The sequence below is a fragment of the Dictyobacter sp. Z7_2 genome, from assembly GCF_057551105.1.
Genome location: NZ_BAAJPE010000001.1, coordinates 2813944 through 2830770, shown reverse-complemented (window position 1 = coordinate 2830770; position 16827 = coordinate 2813944). Strand labels below are relative to the sequence as shown.

The 16827-nt window shown below is 46.8% G+C and carries 12 protein-coding genes; 6 read left to right on the top strand and 6 right to left on the bottom strand.

Translation table 11 applies throughout. The features are described 5' to 3' along the window. The first annotated feature begins 58 nt into the window (after positions 1-58). The 5 genes from AC27N8_RS11225 (at position 59) to AC27N8_RS11205 (ending at position 5553) form a co-directional block, all read left to right on the top strand. Complete coding sequence (locus AC27N8_RS11225) at positions 59-337, top strand: hypothetical protein (RefSeq protein WP_487066939.1); 279 nt, start codon at positions 59-61, stop codon at positions 335-337. Between the two features lie 106 nt (positions 338-443). Then, a complete protein-coding gene (locus AC27N8_RS11220; protein WP_487066937.1) occupies positions 444-2486 on the top strand; it encodes a type 2 lanthipeptide synthetase LanM family protein in 2043 nt (680 codons plus the stop codon). Then, positions 2452-3759: a glycosyltransferase family 4 protein gene (locus AC27N8_RS11215; RefSeq protein WP_487066935.1), complete on the top strand. Its 1308-nt coding sequence runs from the start codon at positions 2452-2454 to the stop codon at positions 3757-3759. The genes AC27N8_RS11220 and AC27N8_RS11215 overlap by 35 nt, the downstream gene beginning before the upstream one ends. Before the next feature lie 3 nt (positions 3760-3762). After that, a complete protein-coding gene (locus AC27N8_RS11210; RefSeq protein ID WP_487066933.1) occupies positions 3763-4962 on the top strand; it encodes a glycosyltransferase family 4 protein in 1200 nt (399 codons plus the stop codon). A gap of 228 nt (positions 4963-5190) precedes the next feature. Continuing rightward, positions 5191-5553 carry a CU044_2847 family protein gene (locus AC27N8_RS11205; RefSeq protein ID WP_487066931.1) on the top strand — a complete coding sequence of 121 codons (363 nt, stop codon included), beginning with the start codon at positions 5191-5193 and terminating at the stop codon, positions 5551-5553. Between the two features lie 19 nt (positions 5554-5572). Here the strand turns inward: AC27N8_RS11205 and AC27N8_RS11200 are convergent, their stop codons facing one another. The 5 genes from AC27N8_RS11200 to AC27N8_RS11180 form a co-directional block, all read right to left on the bottom strand. Continuing rightward, positions 5573-6598: a CPBP family glutamic-type intramembrane protease gene (locus tag AC27N8_RS11200; protein ID WP_487066929.1), complete on the bottom strand. Its 1026-nt coding sequence runs from the start codon at positions 6596-6598 to the stop codon at positions 5573-5575. 384 nt (positions 6599-6982) lie between these two features. Next, complete coding sequence (locus AC27N8_RS11195; protein WP_487066927.1) at positions 6983-7117, bottom strand: hypothetical protein; 135 nt, start codon at positions 7115-7117, stop codon at positions 6983-6985. Between the two features lie 519 nt (positions 7118-7636). After that, complete coding sequence (locus AC27N8_RS11190) at positions 7637-11701, bottom strand: DUF6788 family protein (protein WP_487066925.1); 4065 nt, start codon at positions 11699-11701, stop codon at positions 7637-7639. A 658-nt stretch (positions 11702-12359) separates the two neighbouring features. Then, positions 12360-12809, bottom strand: coding sequence for a YiiD C-terminal domain-containing protein (locus AC27N8_RS11185; protein WP_487066923.1), 450 nt, complete (start codon positions 12807-12809; stop codon positions 12360-12362). A gap of 207 nt (positions 12810-13016) precedes the next feature. Further along, positions 13017-13958, bottom strand: coding sequence for a phosphotransferase (locus AC27N8_RS11180; RefSeq protein ID WP_487066921.1), 942 nt, complete (start codon positions 13956-13958; stop codon positions 13017-13019). A 277-nt stretch (positions 13959-14235) separates the two neighbouring features. Here AC27N8_RS11180 and AC27N8_RS11175 point away from each other — a divergent pair, with 277 nt between their 5' ends. Next, positions 14236-15228, top strand: a complete 993-nt coding sequence (locus tag AC27N8_RS11175; protein WP_487066919.1) for an HAD family hydrolase — start codon at positions 14236-14238, stop codon at positions 15226-15228. A 111-nt stretch (positions 15229-15339) separates the two neighbouring features. Here the strand turns inward: AC27N8_RS11175 and AC27N8_RS11170 are convergent, their stop codons facing one another. Further along, positions 15340-16209 carry a hypothetical protein gene (locus AC27N8_RS11170; protein ID WP_487066917.1) on the bottom strand — a complete coding sequence of 290 codons (870 nt, stop codon included), beginning with the start codon at positions 16207-16209 and terminating at the stop codon, positions 15340-15342. Positions 16210-16827 lie beyond the last annotated feature (618 nt).

Below are 16827 nucleotides of genomic sequence, written 5' to 3'. Positions count from 1 at the left end.
TATAAACAATAGTATCTTATCAGTCTATAAACGTTTGATACAAGAAAGGACAACTAACATGAATAATAATAACGTACAACTTCTTGAGAATTCTACCACTATGCTTGAGTTGAATGATTCAGATCTAGCAATCGTCACCGGAGCTTGTGGAGGCGGCGGATGCTTGCCAATTCATATCGGTCTGGGCATCGGCCTGGGTGGAGGCTGCGGCTCCTATGATCCACAACCCTGTGCTGGCGACTTCTTCGGCGGAGCACACTTCGGTGGTGAAGTAACTTACTTCCCTATACCAGTTCCGAGGCCCTGTCACAGAGGTTGCTACGATCCCTGCCACTAATCATCAAGGATAACTTTGAAGTAGTTTGAAGTGCTCAAGGAAACCAGAGTAGCGACGTATCTCCCTGGAGGTGCGACGCTACTCCATAATGCAGGAATTTCGAACGATGCATGAAAAGATAAGACAATTTATATACTCAAATGCGCAGCAAATTGACTACAAAGCAAGCTGGTATCGTGCGCTCACACTCGCAGAACGCACAGTCATCCAACTACAAAGGATTCCAGAGCACCTCAAGGGTACTTCTGCTGAGTACGAAAATGGCCGCCAACGCCTGCAAAAGTGGAAAGAGCAATCACCGTTTACAGACGAAACGTACTTTTCACAGCGTCTCGCCGCGGATTCTTTGACCGAAGAAGATCTTTTAGCGCTTCTTGCAGAACCAGAAGAGCATCTACAAAAACGTCTCGCCGCCACAACTTCATGCTCCTGGCTTATAAACATGCAGCGAGCATTTGAGCGCTATGCAGATCATCATGATTTTTTACAGGCGCACAGGCAAGAAGAGAAGCAGCTCTCTTTTCTTGATACGCTGGCGCCACTAATATATGACAGTCTGGCACAACTCGACCAGGGGATACAAGAACTTGTCCACATCTATGCCCATCCTCCCTTTGATATTAAGAAGCTACCAATATTACTGCTCAACCACATACCAGAACGAGTCATGCCACAAGCCCTCAAAACGTTGGTACTTGAGCTAAACGTGGCCCGTGTACAGGGCCTCTTACATGGAGAAACAACCAGAGAGCGCTTCGATTACTTTATTGAACAGTTAATGCAACCAGCAGGATTACTCTCGATTTTGGAAGAATATACTGTGCTGGCACGCCAATTGGTAGAAACTCTTAACCTGTGGATTGCCTATGAATTGGAACTCCTGGCACGACTCTGCAACGATTGGCAGGAGATCTGCCAGACGTTAAGCCCCGACAATGATCCAGGAGAAGTAATCGCCATCCATGCTGGTCAAGGCGACACACACAGAAGCGGACGCAGTGTAGCGATACTCATATGCAGTTCTGGACTTCATCTGGTCTACAAACCACGATCACTAGCGGCAGACGCTCACTTTCAGGAGCTTTTAATCTGTCTAAACCAGTATGGATTTCAACCAGCGTTCCAGACAATCAAGGTCATTCAACGCGATCAATATGGCTGGACCGAGTTCGTGACGACTCATCCATGTACAATGCAAGAAGAGATAGAACGTTTCTACCAACGGCAAGGAGGCTATCTCGCCCTGCTCTATGCGCTGGAAGCAACCGACTTCCATGCTGAAAATTTAATTGCGGCGGGAGAACATCCAATCCTGATCGATTTAGAAACCCTTTTTCATCCAGGTACAGACATTCCTGATGATGCAGAGATACATACGTCAGGTTTAGATTATTCTGTCTTACATACTCATCTCCTCCCTCAACGTATATGGACAAACAAGCAAGCTCAAGGACTCGACATCAGTGGCCTGGGAGCAACCCCAGGACAGATCTCTCCTACACCAATGCCTTCATGGACAAATGTTGGCACAGACAATATGCAACTACATCTTGAGCATTTTGAAGTATCCATCAGCGCACATCGCCCCACGCTCAATGATCAAGAGGTTGATACATATACATTCTGTGACGCAATCATTACCGGCTTTACAGCAATGTATCAGTTACTCATGCAGCATTGCAATGAATTTTGGCTCATCATTGCACAATCCTTCTCCAACGATGAGATACGTTGCCTGATACGTCCCACCCTGCTCTATGCCACCTTGCTCAAAAATAGTTACCATCCCGACATTTTGCACGATGCGCTCGATCGGGATCGCTTTTTTGACCGCTTATGGGTGACAGCCAAAGATCAACCCCGCATAGACGAAATTATTACTGCCGAGAGAGAGGATCTATGGCATGGCGATATACCACTCTTCACAACCACACCCAGTTCTCATGACCTCATTACCAGCCATGGAGGCATCATTACCGACTTCTTTGCAGAAACTGGTTTAGAGCGGGTAGAGCAGCATCTCCGCTCCTTTGATGAGCGCGACATGAAACAACAGATATCGCTCATCAAAGCTGCCTTTGCCAATTTTACGTCAGCAAACGAGCAACAGTCCCATGATCGTGTCCAGCATCAAGTTCCCCACAACTGAACGGCGACGGATTAAAGAAGGAGGTAATAAAATACATATCCTCTTTATAACAAGATATTATTATCCTGAAAAAGCCGCGGCGGCGGTCTGCGTAGGAGAGATAGCAAAACGTCTTCTCACGTACGGCCATCAAGTAACTGTCCTGACGACAATGCCTAATTATCCAACTGGCGTCGTCCCGCTCGAGTATCGAGGACGTCTACGACAGACAGAGATCATCGAAGGGATACAAGTTGTACGCACGTGGAGCTACGCAAGTCCCAATCGGGGATTTTTTAGACGCATCCTATCGCAGTTTTCCTTTGGGTGCCTGACAATACTTCTCAGTCGACCGATCATCGCCACCCCGGATATCATCATAGTTGCATCACCGCCTCTTTTCAACGCGCTTGCAGCTCACATACTGGCATGGTGCGCCAAGCGCCCCTACATCTTCTGGGTTGCGGATCTCTGGCCAGCATCAGCGATAGAACTGGGGGCATTGCAGAACAACCTCCTGATCAAATTAGCGGAGTGGCTTGAATGGGAAACGTATCAACGCTCCCGATTGGTCTGGACGGTAACCGAAGGGATGCGCGAGATGCTTATCCAAAGAGGTTTGCCAGCCAGTAAGATATTACTACTTCATAACGGCGTCAATACCAGACATTTTAGACCTCAACCTCGTGATCTGGCACGCCAGAAGTGGATCTGGCATGATGATTTCGTCGTTCTGTACGCCGGGACACATGGTCTGACCCATGGCCTGATGACGCTTCTGGATGCTGCCGAACAGTTGCGTGAACAAATATCCATACGCTTTATCCTGGTCGGAGATGGCGCAGAAAAAGCCAATCTAATCGCCACGGCCTGTCAGCGGAGACTCACAAACGTGCAGTTTCTTGATCCCATTCCCCACGAGCAGATACCTCTACTGCTTGCAGCCAGTGATATCTGTCTGGCGCATACGCGAAATTTACCGCTCTTCGCCGCCATGCTTCCTATAAAAATGTTCGAGGCGATGGCTTGCGGCCGTCCTGTGCTACTGGCAGTCAATGGAGAAGCCCGCAGAATTGCCGAACGGGAAGCCCAGGCGGCAATCTATTGTGAGCCAGAAAATGCGGCTGCTCTCGCAGCCACCATTAGCTACCTCTATAAACATCCAGAGATAGTCAAGCAGCTGGGAGAGAACGGACATAACTATATTCGCAAACATTTTGATTACGAAATATTAGCGGCAAGATTAAATCAACAACTTCAGCAGATACAATTCGGTAAAGAAGAGGAAAGATAAACAATGGCTTTAAGTCAGCATGTCTGCATGCATGTCATGAGGGATATAGCCGATGACGTACGCCTACGACGCTCAGCGACTACTCTAGCCCAGATAGGATGGCGGGTAACTGTGGTAGATATCAGAAGTGCTCGGGAAGATATGCTCAATAACGATTCTATGACATCACAAACATGTCCATATACAATACAGCACATCACCACAAGCTCCAAATTTAGACACAAGCGTTTTGCGGGAATGAGTGCCTGGCAGATACTATTCCTTATCATACGCACAACAATTGCAGTATGGCAGCAGCCAGCCAACGTCTATCACGCCTGCGAATGGACAGCCCTACCGGCATGTTATATAGCGTCACTCCTCCGACGCAAATCCTTGATCTTCGAAGCTTACGAACTTCCCTTGCAGGATTATCCACACTTAACCAGACACATGGGTAGGCGCATACTGTATGCCTGCATGCAGCGCTTCCTGGTCTACATATTGCCACGTTGTGCAGCCGTGATCACAGTATCACCGCCAATTGTTCATGAGATGCAACAAAAATATCGGATACCACATATCACCCTGCTACGGAATATCCCCAATTATCAGGCAACTACAAAAACACACTATCTGAGAGATCACCTTAAGCTCCCCAGACAAACACGGATCGCGCTCTACCAGGGAAATATCCAGCCCGATCGTGGCCTGGAGCTTCTTGTACAAGCGGCAGCATATCTGGCGCCAGGATGCGTAGTGATAATCATGGGACATAACGTCGGGACCACACAAGCTAAACTTGAACGATTAATCATCGGGCAACGCATCTATGACTATACGAAGATCATGCCAGCTGTCCCTTATGATTCTCTGACCACCTGGACTTCGTCCGCAGATATCGGACTGACTATCATGCCTTTCAACTCTACACCGAATATGACCATGTGCTTGCCAAACAAGCTCTTTGAATATATCCAAGCGGGTCTACCAATACTCTCATCGCCATTACCTGCCGTACAAGAGATCCTGACAAAGTACGACATTGGCAGGGTTATTGATTCAATGAATCCAGCAGAGATTGGTGCGGCTATCAGTGCGTTGTTGAACGATTCCGTTACGCTACAACGGATGCATGACAATGCTCTTCAAGCTGCTCGTCAAGATCTTAATTGGGAGAACGAAAGCCAACACCTGATCAAACTTTACCAACGGATAGAATAGATAAAAGTAAAAATCGATATCAGCCGTGTAGCACCTAAAAGCGCTCATTAGTACTATAAGATGAAGTGTAGCGTTGACAAGTATTTAATTCAACACTATAATGCACAATATATGTAACATAAATTGCTAAATTGATCGGTAGTTCTATTCCATATACATATTCACATTCATCGAACTGACAACTACCATGTACGAGAAGTCAAAATAGATGAGCTAGGAGAGATTACGTTGGCAATCATCAAAGATGTTCTCAAAAACGAGAACGGGGACAACATCACTATGTATATCGAGGTGGATGACGAAACGATGTCAGCATCCATCGGAGACGCCGATCCTCCCGCCGGTTATGGCCTCACAAGAAACAGACTCCCCCACCTGGCTCAGGATAGTTTCGCACAGGCAATGAGCCTGATAAAAACCTGTTCATCACAAGTCTCCACCACAGTTCAGGCCATCCCACAGGAAGTTCGTCCAAAGCAAATTGAAGTAGAGTTCGCAATAAGGATCGACGCCCAATTTGGAGCAATACTGGCCAAAGCCAGCGGAGAAGCTCAACTACAAGTCACGTTGACATGGGGCGAACTGGGCTAGCAATGCGTACATAGCCTGGTTATTCAGCCACAGGATGCCTTAGATGATGGCCATGCCAGAAAATGTAGGCCATCACAATCATCATCAGCGCCACCAGCACACCGGATTCGCCGATCCAGTAAGAGGAGTCGCCATGGCTGGTTACAGCATCAAATAACTCAAGAATACAGAAGTTCCACGTGGCATGTAGAACAATCGAGGGCCAGATGCTCCCCGTTTGCAGACGCAGACGTGCCGCCAGACATCCCAGGCATGTGATGGTCACCACAAAGATGCAAGCCGATAACAATATCGATAAACTTAGATGATCTGCCTCTAAAAATATATATGGCCAATGCCAGAAAGACCAGACAAGTCCACTCACCAGGACAGGATGTGGGACGCCAGCGTCAATCAAGCGAGTCAACATATACCCACGCCAGCCAATCTCCTCCCCGGCGGCACTCACAACCTCAGCAAGCAGAAAAGCCACGATCAACAAAGCCATCATCCACCATGACAAAGGTCTACCCAGAAAAGCGATACCGAAATTCAAGTTCTCCGACGGCTGAAAAGGAACAAGATGGGCTAATCCAGTGATCCAGGCGCTCCCGTAAGCAATCAAAGCAACCACAAAAGGAACAAGAAAAGCCACAAGCAGAGCCAGCCTGACAGTGCGTCCACCCGATACTTTATCCCCAGCCAGCGTAGCTTCAGCTCGTCGCGTAGGATAAGCAGCGAAACCTGACAGCCAATATCTTTTTATCGACTGACTAAGCGGATGTAACACCAGACGGAATGAGATATCACTCCAACCTTCATGCAAGAGGAAGCGTGTCAAAAGAGCAGCGATCCCCGGCGACCACATCAGAAAAAAAATACCAAAGGGATTATCAGTCGCCTCCAGAAACCAATTTGCCAGGGCAGAAAAGATAATCAAAAAGAGAAAATAAACAGCTAATCCCCGGCGAGCAGTTAAGCGTCTCAACCTTAGCTCTGAAGGGGCAGAGAAATCCTCATCCATCCGAACATCCAACGCAAGAGACTTATTTTCACAAAAGAACATGATTGAACGATCCCCTGACATTCTTCAGACAACATCAACGTATATATATCTATACAAACGCAACCATACAAGAAATCGATTCATTTATTTTTCTAAGTGAAACTGTGCTCTAAGATTCATTTATAGATGCAAAGGCATCAGGAGAGGGGCAGGGAGATCAATGAGGAGGAGGTTTATATCCAAATCTGGCCGTAATAGCAAGAGGCCCACCTTCTGGATCATGGCTGATCACGGCGGGCCGCTTCTTTATTGAGTTAGTTTTAATTGTAAGTTAATCAAAATGTGACATAATCATCCCTCCATTTCTGGTTCATGATGTACGCACGTCATCTTCTATCGAAGATAGCCTGACCGGTGTTACGGACGTAGGTACGTCACTTTGTGTTAAAGCCAGGGATAGGCCATTGTGAAGAAATGCGTATGGGTCATGCTAAAAGCAACAGCACTCAGGATTAAGAGAGAAAGGACGACCAGGACGAAAAGAGCGACAGCCTGTTTGTTACGAAGTGCGAGCATCATGTGAGTAACCTTTCTTGCCAGAAAGCTGGCAGCGTTCCTCCAATGGAAGAACAAAAAATTTGGATATTAGCTCTTGAGAGCCAGATAAAGTATTTCGATTTACCAGTAACCAGATTTAGTGCGAACGTTTCTTCATGTAATGACTTAATCAATTCCTTTCACAAACGTCTTACCTACACAACCTCTGGTAAATATATTCGCATCGGATGCACTACTTGGTTCGCGTATCGATCAAGCAGTAGCTTGTGATTAAAATATACACTGAATAAGGACAAAACATGGCTGATTTTATCCATGATACGAGGTACTAGGTCGCTAGTAGACAGGCGAAAAGAATCCTTAATTGGTTTGGGCGTAACCGAGCCAGTGGATGGGGATATCAAATCAGGAGGCAAGACTCAAAATGAGGTGGATATCGTCATTTTTTGGGATGTCTGTATAGTTACAAACACCATTTTATAATTGAGGAGCGTTTTACTGCCATAAAATATATTTCATGACAGCAAAACGTCAAAAACCTTAGTTAGTTTTGAGGAATTCTAATTCCATTTCTCTTAGATCTATGCCCGCTTTACAATCTTCAAATATCTTCTGTGCTTCTTTAATATAATTCTTCCCTGTATTTTTATCCTCTATAGATTTATTTGTTTTTAGTAAAGCCAGTCCGTGGTTATAAATGACGCGAGCATATTCTAACTTCATACCCTTTGCAAGGGTTATATCCTCCGCTTTTTGATAGTAATTGATAGCCTGATCATAAAAACTATTTTCCAGTGCTATACTCCCTAAAACGTGATTAGCACGAGCAATTAGCCACTCTAAGTCATATTTCTTAGCTTCTTCTAGAGCTTGTTCAGCTTGCGAATAAGCCCCCTTAAGATCAGCAAGTTGAATTAATACATGTGCCAAGATAATACGACCATCAATAATTGTTTCCGTCTCAATGCCTCTAAAATTAATGGCATACGTTAACGTCCTTTTTGCACTTCTCAATAATCTTAAACGACCACGCTCATCAGAACTTATATGCTTGTCTTTGCTTTGAATAAAGCGCAGATAGCCCAACGTTATTAGAGATACACCAATATAAATTGCAACATGTGTTTTTCTACCGCTATTCAAAGAACTATACAGAGCCTCTTTGGCTTCCAAAATTTTCCCTTGTTCAAGAAAAGAGAAAGCTAAATATGCATTGAAAAAACTTATTGATGACTTATCCTTGGTAGTCTCTGCCAGATCAATAGCTCTTTTTATTTCACTACCAGCCTCAACCAGATTTCCAGTGCGAATATCCACAACTCCAATATTAAATAAATTGATCAATTCAGCAAGAGCTTCATCAATTTCCTTTGCCAAACGATAAGATCGCCGAAAAGCGGCCTGAGCTTGAGAATAGTCAGCCATTCTTAGATAAAGATCACCCATATTACAGCTAATGATAGCTATGTCACGCTGAGAATTATGCTGCTCTGCAATAGCTAGAGCCTTATTAAGATAAAGTAAGGCATCTCTACAGCGGCCACTAGAACCATCCACGTTCGATAAAATTGTATATACCTTTATAATATCTACTGCACTTGCAATAAGAGCTCGTTTCGCAAGTGATAAATAAGGATCATCGCTCACTTGTTGATTTTGATTGCCATTAATATCCAAAAGCAATTTTAAAGCAGTATTGGCAGTATCTTTAACTTTTTCATGATCACCTTCGCGCCAAAAAACATAACTTTGCTGTACTCTGATCTTTGCCCATACAATTCCAGATACAATATCATTGTTCTGTAATATCTGTACAGCGCGTTCAAGGCATTCTTTAGAACGAGATAACTCACCCTGGTTATACCAGGTCACACCAATATCCCATAAGAGCATTGCATGAATTTCTGCATCTTGTTTATTATTATGCGTGCTCATATGGCTAAGGTATATTTCAAGAGCACTTTCGAAGAATTGACGAGCAACTTCAAACTCTCCACTGAAGCGCGTACATTCTCCCTGTCTTTCGAGCAGGTATGACACACGGCTCCAGTTTTCATTTTGCAAGCCTAGATGTTCTAAAGCAATGCGGTAATGCTCTCTGGCTTCGCGATATGACGAAAGCAAAGAAGCGTGATTACCAGCCAGCTCGGCATACTGAGCAATTACCAGGCCATTAGCGCCACCCTTCACCAGATGGTTTGTAATCGTTGCCGCCTCTTCCTCCTCGCGATCCTTATGCATTTTGCGGAAAACGTCGGCAGCGCGACGATGCTGGCTAGCTCGTCGCGCTGCCGATAATCTATCATACAGGTATGCGGCCAGCAGCGGATGCCAGAAGTGATACGTTATCCGGGTGCCAGTGCCTTCTTCTGTGAGCATGCCAGATGTCAGAGCCTCTTCAAGGAGTTCAAGGACCTCATCTTCGTCGTATTGAGGAGAGGTTGCTTCCATCTCGCTGATCACCTGGAACTCAAATGAGCCTCCCAGCACTGCGGCCTTACCCAGCAAGCGCTGACATTTTTCGCTCAGGCGGTTGAGACGCAGCTCAAGTACCGCATTGATGGTATCGGGCAAGATATCGTTGCCGCTTTTGGTCAGAGCATCCAGGGAGGGAAGGTTGTCGAAGACGGTACGCGCTAATTCTTCGGCAAAGAAGGGATTACCAGCTGCTCGGTCGGTGATCTTCTCTACGACCGTTTCTGGAGCTTGTGAAACCTGCGAGACGAGCGAAATAATGTGATCATTGCTCAGTGGCTCCAACGAGATAACTTCGACTGCATTCTCGCGCCGCAGATCGGTCAGCAGCGGGCGCAAGGCATGATCAGGTGCCAGCTCGTTTTCGCGGCAGGTGCCAACGATGATGATTGGATATCCATAAGTACGGCGTGCCAGATACGCTAAAAGCTCACAACTACTGCTATCGGCCCATTGCAGGTCGTCGAGGGCGATCAGGAGAGGTGTGCTCTCGCTGATGAGCGTCAGTAATTCGCGAGCGGCCTCCCAGAGTCGTAGCTGCTCCTGCTCGGGAGAGAGCGAGTTGGGGAAGTTGACTGGTGGGAGCAGGTCATGGATTTCGGGGAGCAAGGTCCCCAGGGATTGAAATACAAGTGGTCGACGCTTGACTTCCTGGCGCTGCCAGATGCCTTGTTCCATGGCTTTGCGCAGGATCTCGGTCCAGAGACGATACGGGATAGTACCTTCTTGAGCATAGACACGGCTCCAGGCCACAGCCCATCCATGTTTTTTGGCATCGCGTCCCAGCTCTTCAGCCAGACGCGTCTTGCCGATACCAACGTCACCCATTAAGAGGATACATTGTGGACGCCGATTGGGATCGAGTGTTGCAATGGTCGAGCGTCGCTGTGAGCCCAGACGGAAGCGAGCTGTCTGCTCAGCAGTCGTCACCAGATCCTTTAGCTGCTCTAGCTCCTGCTGACGACCTACCAGCGGACTCTGATGTGTACGCCCAATCTGGATCACTGGCGCTTCGTTTCCTCCTGGAGCTGTACTCGTACCAGCTTCACGTGCCACACTTTCAGAGGCCACAGTCTCTTGATGCGCACGTGTCGTCGTCTTATCGCGTCCACGCCGTAGATCATCGTAAAGCTTGCGCGTGTCCGGCAGCGGAGCGATGTTGTATTCCTGCTTCAGGACGGTTGATAGCTTCTTGTATGATCGTAAGGCCTCACCACGACGACCCAGCTTCTCCAGAACGATCATCAAGCGCTGCACGCCTGCTTCATTGGTTGGATCGACAGAAATCAATTTATCCAGTGGCTCGATCGCGCTGGTCAGGGCATCGCGATCGATCATCATATCGGCCAGTTCGAGCAAGAGGCCGATCCAGTTACGCTTGAGCGTCTCACGACGCGTCCGTGTCCACTCATTCAAGCGATCTTCCGGCAAAAACTCACCTGCATAAAGATTCGCCGCCTCTTTGAGGAGCTTCTCTTTTGTCCCGAGATCCACTTCACTATGCTTGGTATCGTGAACTTGAGCAATTAAATTCTCGAAGACATCGGCATCCACCCAGATCTGGCTGGAGCCCGCGAGCGATAGCACCTCGCGCTCAGTCAGGAGCAATGGCGAGGTCGCTGGACGGCTACGGTTCGGCTCAAATACTTGCCGTAAACTATACACAGCGCGATCCAGACGACCTCCAGCGACATCTATATCCTGTTCGGGCCAGAGAGCCTCCATGATCTGCTCACGGCCCAGCTTACGGCCATTGACACTGACCAGACATCCCAGCAGAGCCCGTACGCGCTGATGCTGCCAAGAAGCATCGGTAACCGTCTGCCACTCCAGGGCATCGTGCGGATTGCGCCGCTCCAGACGAAATTGTCCCAGAGTATAGACGCGAATCACTGACTTATCACGTTCACTGGCCTGGGTCGTGGATGACGGCTGATCCCCAAGCATACTTGTCGCTACGTCGGGCGGGAGATGCTTTCCGACGTAACTGCGAGATGTACGCCCATCGATGGTCTGATACGCATACCAGTAGGGACCATGTCCCACCCCTTCACGGCAACGCTTACAACGAGGCTTTCCACAATAACTTACCTGCTGATGATAAGTAATTTTGCCAGTATTATTCACCATATATACTCCTGGGGTCACAGCCCGAAAGTCCTACGGTCATTGGATTTTTCATCGCCCACACATGCTTTAATTCACAGAGCTGTCCCATTTAAGTTTTTAATACCCAACCTCCAGCCAGCAGCGAACGGAACGTCATTAGCCAGAGACCCGGCAGCCATCAGAGTCTTCAGGCCACACAAGCGCATGTACAATACAATATATGGCTCAGAAAAAAGTGAGTCATTAAAAGGACGACCAGATGGCAGGTACATCAAATACTACTCAGAAAATAGTATATCGTATATAAAAGAAAACATCATCACTGCATTAAAATCACATTAAAAAAATCCAGCATGTGATCAGCAAAAAGGCGACATTGACAGGGTGACCAATGGATGGGGTTCTACACAAGGAAGAGTTTATTTAGCAGCGTGAGAAAGACATACAGTAGTGGATCGATTACACTGCTAAATAAACTCTCATCGAGTCAACCCGAAGAACCATCTTTTTTGGTGCATAGAAATATTCTTAATTGCCAGATGTACAATATAGAACGCATCGAAAGGCATAATTTAGCGATCATCTCTCATTGTCGGCAACAACCATACACACCAAGCATACCTGAACAGAACGTTTTCTTCAACATGGGCAGAGGCACCAAAATATGTAAGACATCTTCCTACGTGAGTAAGACCACGTAGCGCCCGGTAAAGGAGACGGCTACCTGTTCTCCTTCGATAATTTCTGCCTTTAGCTCAAGGCGACCACGGCCACGTGAGCGCAACATTTTATCGAAACGATCAAGTTCAGAGTCATCAGGACGATAGCAACAGGCTGAAAAATCGTACTTGACCGGATGCACGTATCTACATGAGCTATCCTGAATGATGATCTCGCCTTGCAGATGGTACTCCTGTAATAAGAACCAGACCATACTCCAGCCAGCAAGAGTAAGCAGGGAGCTCAAACTTCCACCAAAGGCCGTCCCGGCATGATTGATATTCTCTGCCAGGGGAGCGTCTAAGCGCAGCAACTGCTGCGAATAAGCTCCCACAGAAAGATGAAAATGCTGCGTAATAGGTATCTCTTTATAGAGAAGAGCTTGCAGCTCTTCCAACCGATCATACATGTATGTATCTCTCTACTCAACCACAAGACAGTTAATCTATGTATTTTAACTGCTTCACTCGCGTTAATCAAATATAGCCCCCTTCTCCACGAGGCGCAAAGCACTCATATACAACCAAGCGAGCTACTTGATATCATAACATAAGAATAGCCCGATAATTCCTATAAGAATATTATCGGGCTATTTTTTGCTATATGATGCTGCACTTTACTGTAATTGGCGAGCATAGCACTCTATGTTGCGGATCATTGCGGGTATCCACTTCTTCGATTCAGGCAATTCATAGATAGCCTCCAACAGCGTCCAGCGGATACTCGTAATCAGGATACAGACGGCTCCTAAAGCTAATTGCTCATCCAGTGACAGGCTCATCAGTGCTCGTACACATGCATGACGCTCGGCCCAGCCTTTCATCTCATCTGTATAGGCCTCGTAGAGCACAGCAGCCTCGACATTTCTGAAGGCGGCGCCATGCATCAAGCAATACATATCGCCCAGGTAGGGGCTGATATAAGCCATGGCCCAATCTATGGGCACTACCGCTGCGTTGCGCAGGATAAGATTCTTCACATGATAATCGTTGTGACACAAAGTCAATGGCACATGTGCATAGAGATGCTGCAAGCGCTCAGGTAGCCAATGTGCAACAGATATCAAGACCGCCTTGCGAGCAGCATCTAACCCATCATGTTGCAGCAGATAGTCCAAAGCTTGCAGATAGAAGTCAGGAGTCACTGTAAAGTGTTCGGGGACAGTGATCTCTTGCAACTGCACGCAAGAGATACACCGCACACGTGCCAGCACACGTGCAGCCTCCTGAAAATGCTCAATATACGGCTGCTTTTCAAGCGTCGTTGGTCCGACATCCTCCAGCAGAAAAAACTGTTCCGAGGGCGTCCGCCAGTAAGAATGAAGCTCTGCACGAGGCACATGCAACGGTTGCAGTACCTCCTGATACACAGCCAGCTCACGTGCCATCGACCCGGTACTCCGCTTCGCAATCCATGATTGCCCATTGGCAGTCGTCACACGCCAGACCTCTGATAGTCCCCACTTTCGTAACAGTTCCCAATGAGTCGTCTCCGCCCCCAGCGGATGTTGCTGTATATACTCACGCCAGGGCAAAGGTATTGTCGTTAAAGTTTGCATAATTTTCTCATCTGATCAAAAAAAACGCACAAGCCATTCATTATAGTATAGTCAATGCATTAAAAGAATGACAAGCAAAACATGACCTATTTCAGCAAACTTCATTAGAATCTGTTTTGCGACCGGGTGAACATGATCAACATCAGATTATGGGCGCAAACTCTTTTCATCTTCAGCATTTGAAGGTACACTAATCAAAATAGACTGATTAGCGATCACGTTGCTTGATTTCTTGCGATGGACGACAGATAGAGAGCACGTTCCCTGGAGATAGTACATGACACAGCATCCACATAACGCACATCACCCCACTAATGAAAAGACGAATTCAGAAGCAACATCACAAAAAGTTCTTCCATCCTGGCGAACCGGCGCGACGCGACAAGCCATCATAGAATTCGTCAGGCAGGTTACAGATAAGACGCAACCCACCTATCTACCGCCTTCAGAGCGTATTGCCGCTTTCGACAACGATGGCACGCTCTGGTGCGAGAAGCCATCATACGTACAAGAAGGATTCATCATTAAATTTTTTCAGGACAGCGCCAAACTTGATCCTCAGTTGCGCAACCGCCAACCCTACAAAGCCTTCTGGGAGAACGATCGAGCATACTTCAAAACCCTCGGAATACAGGAGGTAGGAGAGCTCGTACTGCAAGCAGTCGCGAACCTTCCACAGGAAGAGTACATCAAAAAAATCAGACAATTCTTCGCCGAAGCGCGCCATCCACTCTATCATCAACCCTTTACCAGCATCGCCTACACTCCCATGCTTGAGCTCATCAAATATCTTCAGCAGCACGAATTCCAGACGTACATCGTCACGGGAGGCGAAACAGATTTTGTCCGAGAAGTCTGTGAAGAGATCTATGGGATTGAGCGCGGTCACGTGATTGGTAGTGCCGTCGAGATTGACATCGACGTACAAGATGGGCATCCAATCATCATCAGGAAAAATGCTCTGTTAGAGCCATTCAACGAAGGAGTAGGAAAAGCGATCAACATCCATCTTCACATTGGCAGAAGGCCCATCATCGCAGTAGGAAATTCCGACGGCGACATCGATATGCTTCACTTCACCGAAGACCAGGGCAAGCCTTCACTTGCCCTTCTCATACACCATGACGACGCCGAACGCGAGTTCTTCTACGAAGATGGAGCTACTAACGCGCTCCAACTCGCCCAGGAGCGTTCCTGGCAAATCATCAGCATGAAAAACGACTTCGAACACATCTTCTCATTCGCCATTCCTCAGGCAGCCGATCTCTAAAAATTACAGCGATAATGAAAGAGAGAGTCTGGAAACTTAATGCTCTCCCAGGCTCTCTCTACCATTGAACGGATTTCTGCTCGTAGCAGGGATTGTACACGGCAACAGGTCTTACTGATCTGCCTGCTTCGTGGTCTCATCTGACGATGAGGACGGTGAGTCTTGACCTGCTAGATAGGAGTTATAGACGTTCGGAGGACTATCAGCTTTCTGAGTGGGCTCTGTTTCAGGAGCTTTAGCTGGCTCTGGCTCCTGTACAGGAATATTTTGTGGCTGCTCTGGTTCAGCAGATCGATTCTGCTCAGGACGCGACTGCTGTTCGGGATATGACTGCTGTCCGGGATACGGCTGCTGCCCGGGATACGGTTGTCCTGGATATGGCTGTTGTCCTGGGTATGGTTGTTGTCCTGGATATGGCTGCCCGGGATACGGCTGCTGTCCTGGATATGGCTGTCCAAAATCTGGTTGCCCGGGATGCTGGACTTTCGAGTTGGCGCGTCCTACCAGACCACCAAGGGCTCCAAGCCCTGCACCAAAACCTATAGCAATCAGCAAGGCAAATACCTGACTAAAAATAATAATCGCAATTTCAAGTTGTCGGGCATTCGCAGATGAAATCTGGGTAGATGTACTACTATTTGAAAGGGCATTCGCAGTTGCATCTAAGGTATAAGTTAAGTCAAGAAAAATCGAAAAGATAGCATAAAGGACTCCATCAAAAATGCCAGCCCAGAGACCTGCGATAGTGCCTGTGCCTACCTTACCAGTCTGCTTGGCGGCAAACAGGCCCGCCAGGAAGAAGGCAACCAGGCCAAGAATCCAATATGCGATAGAAAATAATACGCTCAGGCCACTTTTCAGAAACACAAAGGTGCCAATGCTAGTGAGAATAGCGGCAATGATAAACAATCCAATGCCAAAAATGAGTCCATAACGAAAAGCAATCTTGCCTGATTCAGGTGGATGTTGATCAGGTTGCATAATGTACTCCTTATTAAGAGCGGCAGGCTCTCACTAATCAAAGCGCTTAAAACTGTAAATTATCTAAATCCTACGATGCTATCACCATTATAGAGGAAAATAAATGATATCACCAGGCTCAAAGTCGATGATATCACAGGATTTAAAGATTATTTTTGCCAGGAAAAATTTCTCTACCTGAAAAGCGCCTGATAGAATTCAGCTACCTACAACACGTCTACTAAAGATATATGGATTCACCCATCAAATATTCTATAAGAAGAACGTGTTCGTAAAAGATTCCAAATTCCTATCGGGCATTCAATGAGACGAATAGGACATCGCCAACATCTTTTTGCTTTATGCGAATCTTCTCTCTGGCGATAGCTAACCATGTCTATGCAGATTATATCACCACATCATCATATTACAATACAGCATAAATTATACCGCAAATTATCATCAGAGATAGTCAATATAGCGCTTTAAACGAACTGTGACCAAAAGTCAAGCACTTCCCGCAACCCGACAAATCTGAGCTCATTAAATTAAATTGCCACGTAGCAATGTAGTGGTCTAGACATCTTGACAATCAACTCAAAAAAACTTATAGTAAGTGCATGTAGTTCTTAGCATTTC

Excerpts from the sequence above, each read along its gene's own strand:
- AC27N8_RS11225 (WP_487066939.1), top strand. The coding sequence starts at position 59 with ATGAATAATAATAACGTACAACTTCTTGAGAATTCTACCACTATGCTT.
- AC27N8_RS11220 (WP_487066937.1), top strand. The coding sequence starts at position 444 with ATGCATGAAAAGATAAGACAATTTATATACTCAAATGCGCAGCAAATT.
- AC27N8_RS11180 (WP_487066921.1), bottom strand. The coding sequence starts at position 13,958 with ATGCAAACTTTAACGACAATACCTTTGCCCTGGCGTGAGTATATACAG.
- AC27N8_RS11185 (WP_487066923.1), bottom strand. The coding sequence starts at position 12,809 with ATGTATGATCGGTTGGAAGAGCTGCAAGCTCTTCTCTATAAAGAGATA.
- AC27N8_RS11215 (WP_487066935.1), top strand. The coding sequence starts at position 2,452 with ATGATCGTGTCCAGCATCAAGTTCCCCACAACTGAACGGCGACGGATT.
- AC27N8_RS11190 (WP_487066925.1), bottom strand. The coding sequence starts at position 11,701 with ATGGTGAATAATACTGGCAAAATTACTTATCATCAGCAGGTAAGTTAT.
- AC27N8_RS11170 (WP_487066917.1), bottom strand. The coding sequence starts at position 16,209 with ATGCAACCTGATCAACATCCACCTGAATCAGGCAAGATTGCTTTTCGT.
- AC27N8_RS11200 (WP_487066929.1), bottom strand. The coding sequence starts at position 6,598 with ATGTTCTTTTGTGAAAATAAGTCTCTTGCGTTGGATGTTCGGATGGAT.
- AC27N8_RS11175 (WP_487066919.1), top strand. The coding sequence starts at position 14,236 with ATGACACAGCATCCACATAACGCACATCACCCCACTAATGAAAAGACG.
- AC27N8_RS11195 (WP_487066927.1), bottom strand. The coding sequence starts at position 7,117 with ATGATGCTCGCACTTCGTAACAAACAGGCTGTCGCTCTTTTCGTCCTG.
- AC27N8_RS11210 (WP_487066933.1), top strand. The coding sequence starts at position 3,763 with ATGGCTTTAAGTCAGCATGTCTGCATGCATGTCATGAGGGATATAGCC.